The 16,680-nt window shown below is 46.1% G+C and carries 15 protein-coding genes; 9 read left to right on the top strand and 6 right to left on the bottom strand.

Annotation, left to right across the window (positions count from 1 at the left end):
- Positions 1 to 119 precede the first annotated feature (119 nt).
- The 7 genes from ccoS to BMX95_RS20580 are packed head-to-tail and all read left to right on the top strand — an operon-like array spanning position 120 to position 6,381.
- Entirely contained in the window at positions 120 to 290 is a 171-nt protein-coding gene (ccoS, locus tag BMX95_RS20610; RefSeq protein ID WP_081203780.1) for a cbb3-type cytochrome oxidase assembly protein CcoS, read from the top strand.
- Positions 291 to 303: 13 nt separating this feature from the next.
- Positions 304 to 2,433: a cytochrome-c oxidase, cbb3-type subunit I gene (gene ccoN, locus BMX95_RS20605; RefSeq protein WP_081203781.1), complete on the top strand. Its 2,130-nt coding sequence runs from the start codon at positions 304 to 306 to the stop codon at positions 2,431 to 2,433.
- Between the two features lie 4 nt (positions 2,434 to 2,437).
- Positions 2,438 to 2,596 carry a cytochrome C oxidase Cbb3 gene (locus BMX95_RS20600; protein WP_081203782.1) on the top strand — a complete coding sequence of 53 codons (159 nt, stop codon included), beginning with the start codon at positions 2,438 to 2,440 and terminating at the stop codon, positions 2,594 to 2,596.
- A 22-nt stretch (positions 2,597 to 2,618) separates the two neighbouring features.
- On the top strand, positions 2,619 to 3,779 hold the full coding sequence (locus BMX95_RS20595; RefSeq protein ID WP_081203783.1) for a cbb3-type cytochrome c oxidase N-terminal domain-containing protein: 1,161 nt from the start codon (positions 2,619 to 2,621) through the stop codon (positions 3,777 to 3,779).
- 3 nt (positions 3,780 to 3,782) lie between these two features.
- Complete coding sequence (gene ccoG / locus BMX95_RS20590; RefSeq protein ID WP_081203784.1) at positions 3,783 to 5,210, top strand: cytochrome c oxidase accessory protein CcoG; 1,428 nt, start codon at positions 3,783 to 3,785, stop codon at positions 5,208 to 5,210.
- A 17-nt stretch (positions 5,211 to 5,227) separates the two neighbouring features.
- Positions 5,228 to 5,671 (top strand): FixH family protein, encoded by a 444-nt coding sequence (locus BMX95_RS20585; RefSeq protein ID WP_081203785.1) that lies wholly within the window; start codon positions 5,228 to 5,230, stop codon positions 5,669 to 5,671.
- 5 nt (positions 5,672 to 5,676) lie between these two features.
- Positions 5,677 to 6,381, top strand: a complete 705-nt coding sequence (locus tag BMX95_RS20580) for a sulfite exporter TauE/SafE family protein (RefSeq protein WP_081203786.1) — start codon at positions 5,677 to 5,679, stop codon at positions 6,379 to 6,381.
- Here the strand turns inward: BMX95_RS20580 and BMX95_RS20575 are convergent.
- Together BMX95_RS20575 and BMX95_RS20570 are read right to left on the bottom strand one after the other, a co-directional pair.
- Entirely contained in the window at positions 6,375 to 7,619 is a 1,245-nt protein-coding gene (locus BMX95_RS20575) for a PAS domain-containing sensor histidine kinase (protein ID WP_081203787.1), read from the bottom strand. The genes BMX95_RS20580 and BMX95_RS20575 overlap by 7 nt on opposite strands.
- Before the next feature lie 10 nt (positions 7,620 to 7,629).
- Complete coding sequence (locus tag BMX95_RS20570) at positions 7,630 to 8,376, bottom strand: DUF542 domain-containing protein (protein ID WP_081203788.1); 747 nt, start codon at positions 8,374 to 8,376, stop codon at positions 7,630 to 7,632.
- Between the two features lie 144 nt (positions 8,377 to 8,520).
- Between BMX95_RS20570 and BMX95_RS20565 the strand changes: the two genes are divergently transcribed.
- Positions 8,521 to 9,516 (top strand): glycoside hydrolase family 43 protein, encoded by a 996-nt coding sequence (locus tag BMX95_RS20565; RefSeq protein WP_081203789.1) that lies wholly within the window; start codon positions 8,521 to 8,523, stop codon positions 9,514 to 9,516.
- 8 nt (positions 9,517 to 9,524) lie between these two features.
- On the opposite strand, the gene BMX95_RS20560 is transcribed toward BMX95_RS20565, so the two are convergent.
- The 3 genes from BMX95_RS20560 to BMX95_RS20550 form a co-directional block, all read right to left on the bottom strand.
- A complete protein-coding gene (locus BMX95_RS20560; protein ID WP_081203790.1) occupies positions 9,525 to 9,986 on the bottom strand; it encodes a hypothetical protein in 462 nt (153 codons plus the stop codon).
- A 48-nt stretch (positions 9,987 to 10,034) separates the two neighbouring features.
- Complete coding sequence (locus tag BMX95_RS20555; protein ID WP_081203791.1) at positions 10,035 to 12,761, bottom strand: T9SS type B sorting domain-containing protein; 2,727 nt, start codon at positions 12,759 to 12,761, stop codon at positions 10,035 to 10,037.
- Positions 12,762 to 13,073: 312 nt separating this feature from the next.
- The gene (locus BMX95_RS20550) at positions 13,074 to 15,092 is read right to left on the bottom strand and encodes a kojibiose hydrolase (protein WP_081204123.1); all 2,019 of its coding nucleotides are present in this window, start codon (positions 15,090 to 15,092) and stop codon (positions 13,074 to 13,076) included.
- A gap of 69 nt (positions 15,093 to 15,161) precedes the next feature.
- On the opposite strand from BMX95_RS20550, the gene BMX95_RS20545 reads away from it, so the two are divergent.
- A complete protein-coding gene (locus tag BMX95_RS20545; protein ID WP_081203792.1) occupies positions 15,162 to 15,758 on the top strand; it encodes a methyltransferase domain-containing protein in 597 nt (198 codons plus the stop codon).
- Positions 15,759 to 15,793: 35 nt separating this feature from the next.
- Here the strand turns inward: BMX95_RS20545 and BMX95_RS20540 are convergent, their stop codons facing one another.
- Positions 15,794 to 16,663 carry a cyanophycinase gene (locus BMX95_RS20540; protein WP_081203793.1) on the bottom strand — a complete coding sequence of 290 codons (870 nt, stop codon included), beginning with the start codon at positions 16,661 to 16,663 and terminating at the stop codon, positions 15,794 to 15,796.
- Positions 16,664 to 16,680: the final 17 nt, after the last annotated feature.

Here is a 16,680-nt window from a genome sequence, read left to right as displayed (position 1 = left end):
CCCCCTCCACCGGAGGGGGCCGGGGGGAGGCCTGATTAAAATCAGCTTTTGTTTTGAGGCTGCTCATTAACCAGGTGGATACCCTAAAATATGTTTGCAGTAAGTTAATTATTACAGTTATGAGCGCCATCGTGATCCTTCTTGTTGCAAGTATATCCGTATCTGCCATTTTCCTGGCTGCTTTTATCTGGAGTGTACGCTCTGGCCAGCTGGATGACGATTTTTCTCCTCCACAACGCATTTTATTCGATAACCAGGTTACCACCCAAACCAACAATAACCAACAGTAAACAGAATATCCCTATGCAAGTTGAAAAGTTTTATTACGACAACAAGATCGTTAAATGGTTTGCCGTAGCCACGGCCGTCTGGGGCATTGTAGGCATGCTGGCCGGTTTGTATGCCGCTATTCAGTTGTACGCACCCGGTGCTGCATTAGGCTACGCACCCACCACCTTTGGCCGCGTACGCCCGGTTCACACCAATGCCATCATTTTTGCATTTGTAGGCAACTGTATTTTTACGGGGGTGTATTATTCGCTGCAACGCCTTTGTAAAGCGCGCATGTTCAGCGATAAATTAAGTAAGCTTCACTTCTGGGGCTGGCAGGGTATTATTGTAGCCGCAGCCATTACCCTGTTGCTGGGTTATACCACCGGTAAAGAATATGCTGAACTGGAATGGCCCATCGATGTTGCCATTACCCTGGTTTGGGTAATCTTCGGCATCAATATGTTCGGCACCATTATAAAAAGAAGAGAAAGGCACCTGTATGTGGCCATCTGGTTTTATATAGCCACCTGGGTAACGGTAGCCTTGTTGCATATTGTCAATTCTGTTGAAATACCTGTTTCCTTTTTTAAAAGCTACAGCTGGTATGCCGGTGTTCAGGATGCGCTGGTGCAATGGTGGTATGGGCACAATGCGGTAGCTTTTTTTCTTACTACACCCATTCTTGGTTTGATGTATTATTTTCTGCCGAAAGCTGCTAACAGACCCGTGTATTCGTACCGGCTTTCTATCATTCACTTCTGGGCATTGATCTTTATTTACATCTGGGCCGGTCCACACCACTTATTATATACTGCATTACCCGATTGGGCACAGTCGCTCGGTACCGTTTTTTCCATTATGCTGCTGGCGCCCAGCTGGGGCGGTATGCTCAATGGATTGTTTACCTTACGCGGAGCCTGGGATAAAGTGCGGGAAGAACCGGTATTGAAATTCTTTGTAGTAGCCGTTACCTGTTATGGCATGGCCACTTTTGAAGGCCCCATGTTATCGCTGAAAAATGTAAATGCCATTTCTCACTTTACCGACTGGACCATCGCCCACGTGCATATTGGCGGTTTGGGTTGGAACGGTTTTATGGCTTTCGGGATGTTGTACTGGCTGGTACCGCGCATGTGGGGCACACCGCTGTACTCAAAAAAATTAGCTACCAATCACTTCTGGCTGGGCACCATCGGTATTGTACTGTATGCTGTGCCGTTATACTGGGCCGGTTTTGCCCAGGCACAAATGTGGAAGACCTTTACCGAAGAAGGACAACTGAAATTCCAGTTCCTGGAAACAGTGACCCACATTATTCCCATGTATGTTTCCCGCAGCATTGGGGGCGGTTTGTACCTCGTGGGCGCCCTGCTGATGGTATATAACCTGGCTAAAACCGCTGCCAAAGGATACTTTATTTCCGATGAAGTTTGTGAAGCAGCGCCTTTACATAAAGAAGAATCCCATGGCCGCGAACACTGGCACCGCTGGATAGAAAGAAAACCAATGACCCTGTTGGTATTCAGTTTGATTGTGGTAGCCATTGGCGGCGCTATTGAAATGATCCCCACCTTCCTGGTAAAAAGCAACGTACCATCCATTGCCAGTGTAAAACCTTATACACCGCTGGAACTGCAGGGCCGCGATATATATGTGCGGGAAGGTTGTTATACCTGTCACTCGCAAATGATCCGTCCGTTCCGCGATGAAGTAGCCCGTTATGGCGAATATTCCAAAGCCGGTGAATTTGTATACGATCACCCCTTCCAGTGGGGATCAAAAAGAACCGGTCCCGACCTGGCGCGTGAAGGCGGTAAATACCCCGACAGCTGGCACTACAACCACATGATGGATCCCCGCATCATGTCACCCGGTTCTATTATGCCTTCATATAGCTGGTTGCTCGATAATAAAATTGATACCGGTTCCACCCCCGCTAAAATAAGGGCCATGCAAACCCTGGGTGTACCATACCCCGCAGGGTACGATAAACAGGCAAACCATGACCTGATGATCCAGGCCAACAGCATCCGGCTTAGTTTAAAGATGGATAAAATTGAAACGCCTAAAGATGCAGAGATCGTAGCCGTGATCGCTTACCTGCAACGCCTGGGAAAAGACATAAAGGCAATGCCTAAAGAACAAACTGCTAAAAACTAATTATATGAAGTTCATCCACTATTTGGAAAAGATAACCGGTGTAAGCATATACCCACTGATCTCGTTTATCATCTTCGGTCTTTTCTTTCTGGTAATGTTGATATGGGTACTTAAGAGCGATAAGAAATTGATCTATGACATCAGCCGTATTCCTTTAGACTAACCACCTTAAAACATAGTATTGTATGCGTAAAGCAGTTGCTGCACTGGCCGCCTTTTTATTGACAGCGCCATTCGTGATGGCGGATGGAGGCGGTCATCCCACTGTAGAATCTTCCATTTATGATCCGTTTGTAGTAACAATGATAATTATAATGGCTGTTCTGTTACTGGCTATTGGATTACTGGCCAATGTGGTAATAGGAGCCGCCAGTTATTATTATAATAAACAAAAAGAAGCTGAGCAACAAACAGACGCCGGCAATACCCTGAAGGCACTCTCCATTATTGTTTTGTTGCTGATGGCAGCGCCTTCCTTTGCCCAGGATGCAGCACCCGCCGCAGCTGCCGTGCAAACTGCCCCTTCTTATGGTGGCTTGTCGCCAACTACATTTTATTTTATGGTGGGGGTTATTGCCATAGAATTGCTGGTGGTATTTGTGTTGTTGTACCAGTTGCGTGTTTTCATTGGTAAAACAAAATTGAAAGAGGGAACTGCCAGTGCTACCGAATTTAAATTGAATCGCAGCATCAGTGTATGGCATAAAATGAACAAATTTCAACCGCTTGAACAGGAAGCACAGATCGATACAGGTCACGATTATGACGGCATTCGTGAGCTGGATAACCGCTTACCACCCTGGTGGCTGTATGGGTTTTATGTTTCCATTCTGTTTGCCGTCATTTACTTCTATCGTTTCCATATTTCCCATTCTGCGCCATCAAGTACGGAAGAATTTCAGATAGCCATGAACGAGGCCGAAGCGCAAAAAGCACTGTACCTGAAGAAATCGGCCAATAACGTGGATGAGAATACCATAAAGGTGTTGACGGCAGCTGCAGACATCGAGGGCGGACAAAAAGTATTTACCCAGAACTGCGCGGCCTGTCATGGTAAAGCCGGCGAGGGTGTGGTAGGACCGAATTTAACAGATGATTACTGGCTGCACGGCGGCAATATTAAAGATGTTTTCAAAACCATTAAATATGGCTGGCCCGAGAAAGGGATGCGCAGCTGGAAAGACGATCTGTCGCCCATGCAAATGGCCCAGGTAGCCAGTTATATCAAATCCATCCATGGCAGCAATCCGCCCAATCCAAAACCTCAACAGGGTGAATTGTACAAGGAAGAAGGCAGTAATACAGACTCGCCAGTCAATAAAGCAACTGAAGTCACTAAAAACTAAGTAGTGGAAACTGAATCTAAAACACCACCCGCAGACATAGCAGAGAACGAATCGTTCCGCGACCGCATCGCAACCGTAGATGCATCCGGTAAACGGAACTGGGTGTATGCACAAAAGCCCAAAGGCAAATTATATTCCTTACGTACCTGGATAAGCCGGGGCTTTTTTATCCTCTTCTTTGCGTTACCATTTGTATATGTACATGGCCGGCCCCTGTTCCTTTTTGATGTAACGCAGGCGCACTTTATCATTTTTGGCAAAGTGTTCTGGCCACAGGATTTCTTCATCTTTGGGTTGGCCATGGTTACGTTTATTGTGTTTGTGGTATTGTTCACCGCTGCCTTTGGCCGGTTGTTTTGCGGCTGGGTTTGCCCGCAGACCATCTTCATGGAAATGTTCTTCCGAAAAATTGAATACGCCATCGAAGGCAATGCAGCCGAACAAAAGCTACTGGCACAGGCACCCTGGACAGGCAAAAAGATAATGAAGAAAGTCAGTAAACACACCGTGTTTTTCGTGAGTGCGTTTATCATTGCGAATTTCTTCCTGTCTTATATTATCAGTATAAAAGAATTGGGAAAGATAATTACCGAACCGGTTTCACAACACATCGGCGGTTTATTCGCCATTCTTATTTTCTCAGGCATCTTTTATGCCGTTTATGCCTTTTTCCGCGAGCAGGCTTGTACGGTTGTTTGTCCTTATGGCCGCCTGCAGGGTGTTTTGATGGACCGCAACTCCATGATCGTTGCTTATGACCACAAACGCGGTGAACCCAGAGGTAAATATAATAAAAAGGTTACCCGTGAGCTGGGCGATTGCATCGATTGTTTTCAGTGCGTGAAAGTGTGCCCTACCGGTATCGATATCCGGAACGGCACCCAGTTGGAGTGCGTAGGCTGCACGGCCTGTATAGATGCCTGCAATGCCATCATGGATAAGATCAATCAGCCCCTGGGGCTCATCAGGTATGCTTCGGAAAATGGCATCGGGAACCGCGAGCCATTGCGCTATACCGGTCGCATGAAACTGTATACCGTTTTGCTGACAGGCCTGCTGGTAGTTCTGGGAATATTACTGTCTACCCGCAAGGAAATAGATGCTACCGTCATGCGCACACCCGGTATGTTGTACCAGCAACGGGGCACCGATAGTGTATCGAACCTGTACAATATAAAGGTGGCCAATAAAACTATTTACAAGGTTCCTTTACAACTGAAACTGGAAGGCATCGATGGCCGCATAGAGATCATCGGCGAACACAATGCCATTTCAGTAAAAGAAGAAGGACAGGGTTCAGGTACTTTCTTTGTGGTGCTGCCTGCCAAAAGCATTCACGCCCGCAAACAGCCCATTAAGATAGCACTTTATAATGGCAATGAGAAAGTAGATGCTATAGCCACTAATTTCCTGGGACCGGTAAGCGAGTAACCTTAAAACAAATTATTATGATACTCAATTGGGGACATAAACTGATAGGCGTATTCCTGATCTTTGTAGGCATGATGTCGTACCTGGTATACCGCTGTATACATACCAATTACGATTTGGTTTCAAAGGAATATTACAAAGAGGAATTATCGTACCAGCAGGTGATCGATGGTACCACCAGGGCCAACCAGCTGGGCAATAAGATAAGCATTTCACAAACCGGTAATGAGCTGGTGTTGCATTTACCAGCCGAAATGAAGCATACCACGGTGAAAGGCACTGCCTGGTTCTATTATGCCGCTGACGCCAAACGCGACAGGAATATAACATTGAATCCTGATGCCGAAGGGGTGCAGACAATCAACAGCGGTTTATTCCTGCCCGGCAACTATACGGTAAAGATCAGGTGGGAAAGCAACGGACAGCAATATTATTCAGAAGAATTTGTAACCATACAGTAAGTTTTATGTGGTCGATCGTAGTAGCAGGTTTTTTGCTGGGTTGTATAAGCAGTTTGCACTGCATAGGCATGTGCGGGCCGCTGATGCTGGCATTGCCTGTTCGTCACCTGAGCAAAGGATTGCAGATACTAGCCATTGTTTTATATAACTCCGGTAGAGTAATCACCTATGTGCTGATAGGTGCCTTGCTGGGACTGGCCGGGCGGAGAATTTACCTGGCCGGTTTTCAGCGGAGGTTTACTATTGTAATAGGAATAGTAATGCTGGTAATGGCCGTCAACTATTTTTACAAACAAGCATCCGTTCAGCCCAAATGGATACAATCCATTCATCTCCGCGTACAACAGCTTATGTACCGTTTTTTGAAATCAAATAAAATATCAGGTTATTTTATGTTGGGGATGGCCAACGGGTTATTACCCTGCGGTATGGTGTACCTCGCCATTGCCGGCGCATTAACGGCCAATACGGTATTACACAGTGTATTGTTCATGTTCCTTTTTGGCGTGGGCACTTTGCCTGCCATGCTGGCCCTGGGTGTATTTGGTCTGCGAATTAACATGCCGGTACGGCAACAAATGAAAACCGCCATGCCCTATGTAGTGGCGGCCATGGCGGTGATCTTAATATTGCGTGGACTTAACCTGGGTATTCCATTTATCAGTCCGGTTATTGCAGATGTTCCGGGTCAGGTGATCTCCTGTCATTGATCTACTTTCAGTTCGGGCAGTTCCATCGTAACGGTAGTGCCTTTGTTCAGCGCACTTTCCAGATGAATATTTCCCTGTAACAAACCCACATACCGGTTTACTATATGTAATCCCAAACCGGTTCCCTGGATATTGATCGCGTTCCGTCCTCTGAAGAAACTGGTAAACATGTGTTGCTGGTCTTCTTCCGAAATGCCAATGCCTTCATCTCTTACCGATAACACCAGTTTATGGTCGTGTAATTCAACATTCACCCATACATTGGCGTTTTCCGGCGAAAACTTAATAGCATTGCCTAACAGGTTTATCAGAATGTTCCTCAATAATTTCTTATCGGTTATAAACGAACCGTCACCGTGGCAGGTTAGGTGAATCTGTTGTTCTTTGCGGTTGATGGCTTTTATTTCTTCTATCACTTCCTGCAGGAAAGGGTTTACTTCAAATTGTTCGGTTTTTATATGTACTTTTCCTTCCTCCAGTTTACCCAGTGACAGAAAATCTTCCAGCAGGTCGTTCAGGTGTTTAACAGAGTCTTTGATGATATTGATATGCCGCAGGCGTTTATCCTGGTCTTCCGGTTGATTGTATTTGGAAGCCAGCGCGGCTGAGGACAATACCGTACTGAGTGGCGTACGGAATTCATGCGAAGCCATAGACACGAACCGAGATTTTATTTCACTCAGCTCTTTTTCTTTATCCAGCGCCTCGCTTAAGCTTTTCTGTGACTTCTCCAGTTCCTGCAGGGCTTCCTTCAGGATCATAGTCCTTTCCTCTACTTTACTTTCCAGTTCCGCATTCAGCTTTCGCATATCACTGGTCATTTGCTCCAGCTGTTTTTGCTGCAACAAAATGTTCTCTTCTATTTTTTTCCGGTGGGTGATATCTACAATAAAGGCAATTACAAAAAGCTCTTCATCCCGTTTGTAAAAACTAAGGCTCACTTCTACCGGGATCTCCGATCCATCCTTACGTTTTCCATACAGGTCACGGCCATGCCCCATTACCCGGTGTTGCGGATGGTGATAAAAGCCTTCCCGCAATTGGGAGTGCTGTTTGCCAAAACGGCTGGGGATCAGCACTTCCACATGTTTGCCGGTCAACTCGGTTTCGTTATAACCAAAAGTCCGCTGTGCGGCGGGGTTCATCAACACAATGGTCCCTTCACCGTTGGTAAGCACAATGCCTTCCGTAGCATGTACAAACAAGGCCGACAGATGGGTGGCATCTATATTATTCATAGGAGCGAACTTACAAAAAAAGGAGCTTTTTTTCCATTTCAATTGACCGGGGAAAAAGAATGCCATTCTCCAGATGCATGTGTTGCGCCAGGTCGGTATCTATTTCGAGCAGTTTTGAAAAGGTTACCCGGTGATTGACGCAGGAATTTGCAGGCGCGGTATATCTGTTGGTGAGTTGCCGCATTTGGGCGAGTATTTTATTGACCGACTCATGCTCATGATTCATCACATTTTCAACCGGTTTTCGCAACGTTCGAACCAGCAGGCTTGCATACGTCTCCCTGGTTTCATAAGCATGCGCTATTTGCTTAATATAAGGGAATATTATTTCTTCCTCCTGTTGTAAATGAGGCAGCATTTCAAGCGTGAGGCTTTTAAATACCAGCGCCAGTTCAGTAAGCGCCGGGTATTTTTTATGATGGCCCTCCGTAAACTTTTCCAATTGCTCCCTGGTATCGGGCAATGCCTTTTTCAGGTAGGCGTGGTGAATATTGACAATGTAATCGATGAGAAAATCAATGTCCCATTCTTCAAAAGGCAGGCTGCGTGGTATGCCAATGGGATGTATTGACAACTCCAGTTCTTTTATTACTTCGGCAGCGTTCAGGTCTTTTGATTCAATGATCATTTGTAAAGGCCATTTGCCGGCGCAGCAGTATTCTATGCCATGTTTCCGAAACACCTCGGCAGTGCGGTAATCGTTGTTTACGATCTCCGAAACGGACGAAAGCGGATCTATTTTCCGTACTGTATTCATTTTCCAAATCTGTTGTCAATGCAAAATATAATTTAGCTTTTGCCTGGCAGCTGACTTTCGTCAGGTTTGCATGATTTTAAAAATGAATATGCCTCTCATTGCAAAATGATTTTTGCAGTAACTTCATTTTAACTATCAAAGAACATGAGAAAACTATCAGTTCCCACTTTATTATATGTTTTCATTGCCTGCAGTTGGTTAACAGGAAGTGCCCAGCAAGCTGCCAGCAAAAAAACTTCCGGCAATCCGGTTTTTCCCGGCTGGTATGCTGACCCCGAAGGCGCTATTTTTAACAAACAATACTGGATCTATCCTACGTATTCGGCCCCTTATAATCAACAGGTGTTTTTAGATGCTTTCTCTTCAAAAGACCTGGTGAACTGGACCAAACACGCGCACATTGTCGACACCGCCGCCATCAAATGGGCTAAACGGGCCATGTGGGCACCAGCTATTGTACACAAGGATGGTAAATACTTTTTGTTTTTTGCTGCCAATGACATTCAAAACGAACAGCAACCCGGTGGCATTGGCGTGGCAGTTGCCAATAAACCGGAAGGCCCGTTTAAAGATCACCTGGGCAAACCATTGCTCGATAAGATCGTGAACAAAGCACAACCCATTGACCAATTTGTATTTCACGATAAAGACGGGCAGTATTACATGATCTACGGCGGGTGGGGCCATTGCAACATTACCAAACTGAAAAATGATTTTACCGGTCTGGTCCCGTTCGAAGATGGAAACACGTTCAGGGAGATCACCCCCAAGGGTTATGTAGAAGGACCTATTATGTTTATCCGCAACAACAAATACTATTTTATGTGGAGCGAAGGTGGCTGGACGGGTCCTGATTACCGCGTGGCGTATGCGATAGGGGATTCTCCATTTGGCCCTTTTGAGCGCATTGGTACCGTATTACAACAGGATGCGGCCGTGGCAACCGGGGCTGGCCACCACTCGGTATTGCAATTTCCGGGCAGTAATGAGTGGTATATTGTGTATCACCGCCGGCCTCTTGGCGAAACCGACGGTAATCACCGGGTAACCTGTATTGATAAAATGGAGTTTGATGAAAAAGGATTCATTAAACCGGTTGCAATAACCTTTGAAGGCGTACCCAAAAAGACGTTACAATAAACGACCGTTTATTTACAGGGGATCTCTTCCAGCTTCATGGAAGAACTGAAGACAATGGAGTCAACGTTTTTAAACTTTTCAACGCCATTCACTTCAGCACTTTCTCCATAACCTTCAATAAAAGCATTGCCGGCCTTTTTAAATGCCACCTGTCTGGTTGATTGGGTGCCTTCAGATTTAAAGGTATAGTCAGCCAGCAGGATGTCGCCATTCATCGTTCCATTTATGGAGCCAACGTTCCTGTCTTTTTCTTTCAATTGATAGATCAGCATGCCGTTGATATTATCGCCCACATGCACCAGGGTAAGGCGCACCGTGTCAGTAGCAGTAGCATACTGGTAACAGTTAACAGTAGGTTCGTGGCTGGCTGGTTGTTCTGCTTTTGCTTCGGTTTCTTTTTCTTTGTCTTTTGGTTGCGAATTACAGGCTGCCAGTAATCCCAAAAGGAATAAGAAGTGGGTTGATTTCATATTGAATTTTATTCTATTGCAGCGAAAGTAGGCAAGTTTTACCAATAGTTATCTTAGTAACACAAACGTTCCTTTTCTTTTGATGGGCCTTCCTAAGTAATCAACGGCCTGCACTACATAAATAAAGCTGCCGGCATCAACTTTTTCGCCGTTATAGGTGCCATCCCAACCCTGGTGATAGTCGGTAGTGCGGTAAACCAGCTGGCCCCAGCGGTTGTATACAGCCAGGAAACCAAACGTTCTAAGACCGGTAGGTATCACTTTAAACAGGTCGTTTTTGCCATCTTTATTGGGCGTGAAAGCGGTGGGCACGTACAGTTCAGGGCCGGCATACCGTTTTACCAGCACCTTTGTCGATTTTTCACAACCTTCCTTGGTAACTGTATATAATTTGTAAACCTGATCGTGGTCGAGGATGGCAATGGGTTTCTCCACATCATCCCGGTTCAAACCGGTTAACGGCGACCAGGTGTATTGCATACCGGGTTCGCCATGGGCATCCAGCTCAATAGGTTCATTATAAGGCGCCGAAGTATCCACGCCGGCATAGGCATACGATTCATTGCTGTAAATGATGACCGGACGAATGATGGTGTCTTTACAATTCTTCCCGGTTTTACCAATGAGGGTTAACACATGGTCGCCTTTATGAAAAAAGGTCCTTTCCAAGCTGTTGCCATACCGCATAGACCTGTCATCCCAATTCCAGGTCCAGCCGACAACAGTGCCCGATACGTCGATCGCGTTGTATAACAACTTTACATACACACACGAATCGCTGACCTCCATTCTGGTAGTGGGTTTGGGGAAGATCTCGAAACTATGGGATACCGGAAGGCTTTTGCAACCATAGTTGTTTTCTGAGATCAGCTGCGCGGTATGCATTCCGGCACTGAAAACAACACCCGGTGTTTGTGCATTATTGGAAACAGCGTTATCGTATAACCAGTTCCATTTAGAAACGGTTTCGCCCACGGCTGCCGAAGGCATGGTGGAGAGATCCGTAAAACGGATGATCTCATTATTGCACATCAGGTTCAGGTCCCCGTATTTGAATTCTGCTAACGGACGAAAATGGATGTCCAATACTTTACTGTTGGTATCAGACAAACAACCTTCCTGTGTGGTAACCACCAGTTTTACAGGAAACGGTCCGCCGGGAGGCGCCAGAAACGTCGCCGTTGTTTGAGTGGTGGTTATTTTGCCATTGATATTCCACCACCATTTGTTGATGGTAGTAAATTGCGGGGGAATAGAAGACTGGTCGGTGATTGTTAGGATGGTTTGATCTTCGCAAATGGGATCAGGATAGTTAAATGCCGCGGTTGGTTTTGGCACTACAAAGATCTTTGCCGAGTCTGTTTTTGAACAGGCGATCAAACCGTGATTGGTGGCTATCAGTTTTACCTGGTAAATACCGGATGATGGATAACTGTAGCTGCTTGTTCGGCCCGTTGATGAATCTATTTTTCCATCTCCAAACGCCCAGGTATAACCGGGGTTCACCAAATTTCCGGATATGCTTGTGAACGTAAAGCTGTTGCCTACATGGCACTGTCTTGCTTTATTAATATTGAATGCAGTAACAGGCGTTGCCGTTACATTCACCACAATTTCCCGTCTGAATCCTTCACAGCCGTACAGCGCTTTTTGCGAAACATAATACTTTGTAACGCCGGGCAGAGCGGTGGAGGGTACCGGGGCTGTGGAAACAGGTATACCGCCAATGGGTGTTGTATACCAGTTTAACTGGTGCCCGGGCAATACGGATGCAGCCAGCGGTTCAGGGATCTCGTTCTGGCATAAATTAACGATTGTGTCTGCCAGGGGGAGATCAGGCACCGGGTATGGCTTTACAAGGGCCTGTAAGGTATCGCGGCAGCCGAAGCCCGGGTAAGGTTCCACATCCACATAAAAGTAACCCTGGGTTACCGGTGGCGGACTTAAAGTAGCAGACTGGCCATGCGCCACTACGTTGTAATTGGCATCGAACCAGGTATAATTCTGAAACCCGAAAGGGGCATCCAGGATCAAAGAATTTGTTTGTATACAATACGGCGCTGTGGCCAGAATGTTTGAACAGGCGCTGGCCACATCAAGATAGGCATAACCAAAGTGGCCGCTGCGGGTACAATCGGCCGTGCGGAATTCCAGGCGAACGAGGTGACCGCCCATTCCGGGAAACTGCAGTGAGGTCGGCGTCCAGCTTTTATACAAAACCTGGGTGCTGATGGGTGATGGCTTAAACCCCGGCAGGCCGGCAGTGGAAACATAATCGAAAGAAGCGCAGTTAATAACAGCACCCGTATTTACATCATAGGCAGTTACAAAAAAACGCGGTTGCTCCGCCGGTCCGTGTTGCGGATCTTCCAGCACTACCGCATAAAAATAAGTGAAGGTAAAAGTATCGATGGTACTGGGTACCTGAAAAGTATAGGAGATGGCTTCGGCCTGGGCACCGGTATATTCATTCCCCAGCTTAACGGAATAGTTACCGCCATACGGACAAATTTTAGGGAAACCGCCATACATGTCCTTCCCCGGATTGCTGGCGGCGGAAATGAGCAGATGCCGGTCGGGCAAGGGCGCCGATGGCGAAAGATTCATATTGTTTTTACCACCAATGGTATCGGTATTCCCAATAAAACATTCCCAGTTATCAAAATTTCCATTTTCAAAATCAAGATTGGGTGGGCAACCAGACTGACTATACGTTCTGGTAAGTGAACATAAAAAAATAACTACACAGCAGGCTACGGTTCTTGCCTTCATCATCAGGACAGTAAAATGGGGGTTTCGTTTTCGTGGCACTAAAATGATACTTAGGGTTATGGCAAACCGGTATATTTCCGAAGTAAGATAATATCTTTTTTTAGCAAAAAAAAGCAACCGACACCATCCTGAAAACAACTGCCGTTGTATTTACACAATTACAGCACAGTTAAATCACTTATTGGATAAATCTGCATACATAACGGGTTAAAAGGAATGCCAACCTGCTTTTGACAGGCCGATTAAAACCAGATTAAAACGTATTAAAAAAGGTGAAAACCACCCTTTTTTGGCAATCCCTTAGCTAAAACAGATTTACCGGCTATACGTGGTTTTACTAATACCAATACCAGTAAGCGTTAGCGATTTCCATTGGGCGGGTAAACCGGTTTTTAATTGTACAATACCAGCTGGCGTAATAGACAGACCACCAAACCCATTCAACATAGCCTGTAACATACCACCGGCGCCTGTGGCAAAATAAGGATTGGTGCCGCCCGCCGTTTCCGCAATAACCCCAAAGGGCGGCAACAGGTTAGGGAGGAACCCATTCTTAAAAGCACTAAATGCTTTATCGGGCATCCCCAACCGGGAATATAAAATAGAAAAGATCGCATGTGTCATGGCCGGCCCTTCACCCACACGGCCTTCATAATAATCAAGGTCTCTTTTGACAGCAGTGACGTTGGTGACCTCAGTAAGCGGATAGGCAAGCAGGTTCACATCCGCCTGTTTTATTTTTTCACCGGCATAGGCACTGTGTTCTTTGGTAACGCCATCGGCAAACTTGTCTATGGGAATGTTGGCGGCAACAGTTTGCCAGTCGGGATCGGGCGTAATACCCAGCAGTGCCGCAGCCTGGCTGGCGTAACGCAGGTTGGCTTTGGCGGCGGCATTGGTAAACGCATTGTTGTCTACATTCTCGGCCCATTCATCGGCCGCTACTACGTTCTTTATATCATAATGGCCTGTCCCATTTCTTTCCACGCGGCTGGCCCAGAAATCGGCTGTCGCTTTTAGTAACGGATATCCCTTTTGACGCAGCCAGTCTTTATTCTGCGTAACACAATAATAATTCCAGGCGGCTATACCGATGTCGGCAGTAATATGGTGTTCAAAGGGGCCCGACAAAGCCCATACCGGCGTTTCTTCATTGCCGCTGGCAGCGCTTTCCCAGGGAAACATAGCACCTTTGTAACCATGTGACCAGGCATTGTGCCTGGCGGCTTCCAATCGTCGAAACCGATAGTCGAGCAGCGATTCAGCTATAGCAGGTTGCAACAACAGCAATGCCGGGAACATCCAAAGTTCTGTGTCCCAGAAGGAATGTCCGTTATAACCCAGTCCACTTAGTCCCATGGGAGAAAGCCCGTAGCCGCTGCCTGCCCGTGTAAACGCATACAGGTGATAGATCATGCTGTGCACCTGTTGTTGTGTGGCAGCATCGCCACTGATGAGGATATCGCTTTTCCATAGTTCGTCCCAGGCATTGTTGTGGTGTTCCAGCAGCCGCTTTTCTCCTTCCAGCGTAGCGAACAAAGTCATGCGTTCCACTTCATTCAACGGATCGTCGTGCTGCGCTGAAGTGATGGTAGAACCAACGATGGCAAAATGATAGGTTTCGCCTGCCTTTAGTTTCTTTTTAAATTTCAACAGGTGCATGCTGTTGTCCCACAACTCATGAATAAGGGCCGGTTCGCTGCCATGCGGTTCATCAAATAAAAAACTATTACTGGCAGCAATAAAAAGTTTACCGGTAGGGCTTTTCGCCGTGGAGGTCAATAAAGAAATGGACACGTGCGGTCTGTCGATCTGGTTGTAATAGGGTTGAACACTGTTAAGCATCTCGGGCGCTTCCATAACACTGGCAGGAATGAGCTCACAATCCTTGTGGGTTGTGACCACCACATCTACCAGGGCGGAATAGGGCAGTTGACGAAGGGAGTAATACGTATATTGAATGGTGGCTTTATCTTCAAAGCTGAACCGGGTGGTAAGCGCGGCATGTTTCATATCGAGCGATTGCGACAGTTGCGTCACCTGGTTAAAACGCGAGATGTCTGTACCATCGACAGACAGCTGCATATTAACAAAGTTGAACGTCTTGAGGATGTTACTCACCCGGCCCCGGCCATACAGATCGAAGGCGCCATTCAACACCACATCTTTTACTTTAAATGGAGTGGGGGAAGAAACAATCCCGATCATGCCATTGGCAACAGTTTCGCCATAATAATTGGCAGGATCAATTTTATCCGCAGTAACAACCCAGGGGTCCTGCGCCAGTAATACAACAGGCAACAGCCAGGTAAACAGGAGAAACATGCTTTTCATTCCCATAAGTCCTGATTTGTATAAAGATACATTAAAACAGCACCAGAAATCAGGTAACTTTGCGACCTCATGAATCCTATACATACTATGGAAAACTGGTTCAGCTCAGATGACAAGTTTCATAAACTTTATTCAAGACGTGTAAGATCATTGGCCCGCATGCATTGGTCGCCATTATATATAATTCAGAAAGTTGTTACCTACCTGACGCCAAACAATTCAACAAAAGTATTAGACATCGGCAGTGGGGTAGGGAAATTTTGCCTGGCAGGTGCTTATTATAAACCAACAGTGTCTTTTTACGGAGTGGAACAGCGAAAAAATCTGATCTCCTGTGCCGAAACCGCCCGAAAGAAACTGGGACTACACAATGTTCATTTTATCAATAAGAACTTTACCCAACTTCTATTGAATGAGTACGACCATTTCTATTTCTACAATGCTTTTTTCGAAAACCTGGATGCCACGGATAAAATAGATAACGAGATCGTTTATTCGAATGAGCTATACAACTACTATAGTATTTACCTGTATAATCAATTAGAAAAAATGCCCATTGGTACCAGGATAGCAACTTATTGTAGCTGGGGTGATGAGATACCTCCCTGCTATCAGTTGGCAGAAGCGCATTTTGATAACTTATTGAAGTTTTGGATAAAGATGTAATCGGGGCGTTTTTTTTGAACCACCACGCATTTATGTTAGTTAGCAGTAGCCGGATTTCCCGGTACAGGTATTAACTTCCTTTCTTTCAGATCGTACCGTTGCCCCTTACCCAGGAAGGTGAAAGGCTTCGATTCTTCCGCAGCGCTTTTGGCGGTATTGCCGTCGTAGACAGCTACGTAAGAACTACCTATTACTTCAAATGTATTCTTTTGTACCACTACAGCCGTATTCTCATCGATGCCAATGCCTAATAACTCCGGATGCGTTTTTACAAACCCTGCCAGGTCGAACTGGCGGTTGCGCCGAAGGATGTGCTGGTCAATTGCTACATTATGTATAAAATCAAGTCCCTGGATGTGATCGCCTACAAGTACATTGTTGCCTTTTGTATCACCACGGAATAAAAACGAACCCTGAATGGTTGCACCGGCAGATGTGCCGCCAATAACGCCACCCCGGTTTAACAACGCATTGAATTCCTTATGAGCTAAAGTATTTAAATAAGCATCGGCCAATCGCCATTGACGGCCGCCAACGAACCAGATACCGGTTGCTCTTTTTATAGGCGCTACAAAGCTGTCGGTATTGGCTACTTTAGGATCCCGGGTATGCAGCACCACTACGTTTTGTACGCCCAGATTCAGCAATAATTCCTTCTCAAACGACTTGCCGATATTAAGCGCCGAATCTTCACCTGCTGTTGGAATAACAACAATGCGTGCATTGGCGCCACCGGCCAGTTCTATAAAGCGGGCCCAGATCTCGGGGCCTAAACGGCCACCGCCAACGATCACCAGCGTGCCTTTTTCAGGTCCTGCGAAGCTGGTGGTTTTTTGCTGGGCAAAATCAGCGGTGGTTATTAATACAAGTGCTACTGCGGGTATTACTTTAGATAATAGTTTCATATTAACAGGTATAGTTT

The organism is Niastella yeongjuensis, from assembly GCF_900110245.1.
In the GTDB taxonomy this organism is placed as follows: domain Bacteria; phylum Bacteroidota; class Bacteroidia; order Chitinophagales; family Chitinophagaceae; genus Niastella; species Niastella yeongjuensis.
Note: the sequence above shows the minus strand (reverse complement) of the source record. Positions and strands in the feature narration are given on the sequence as shown.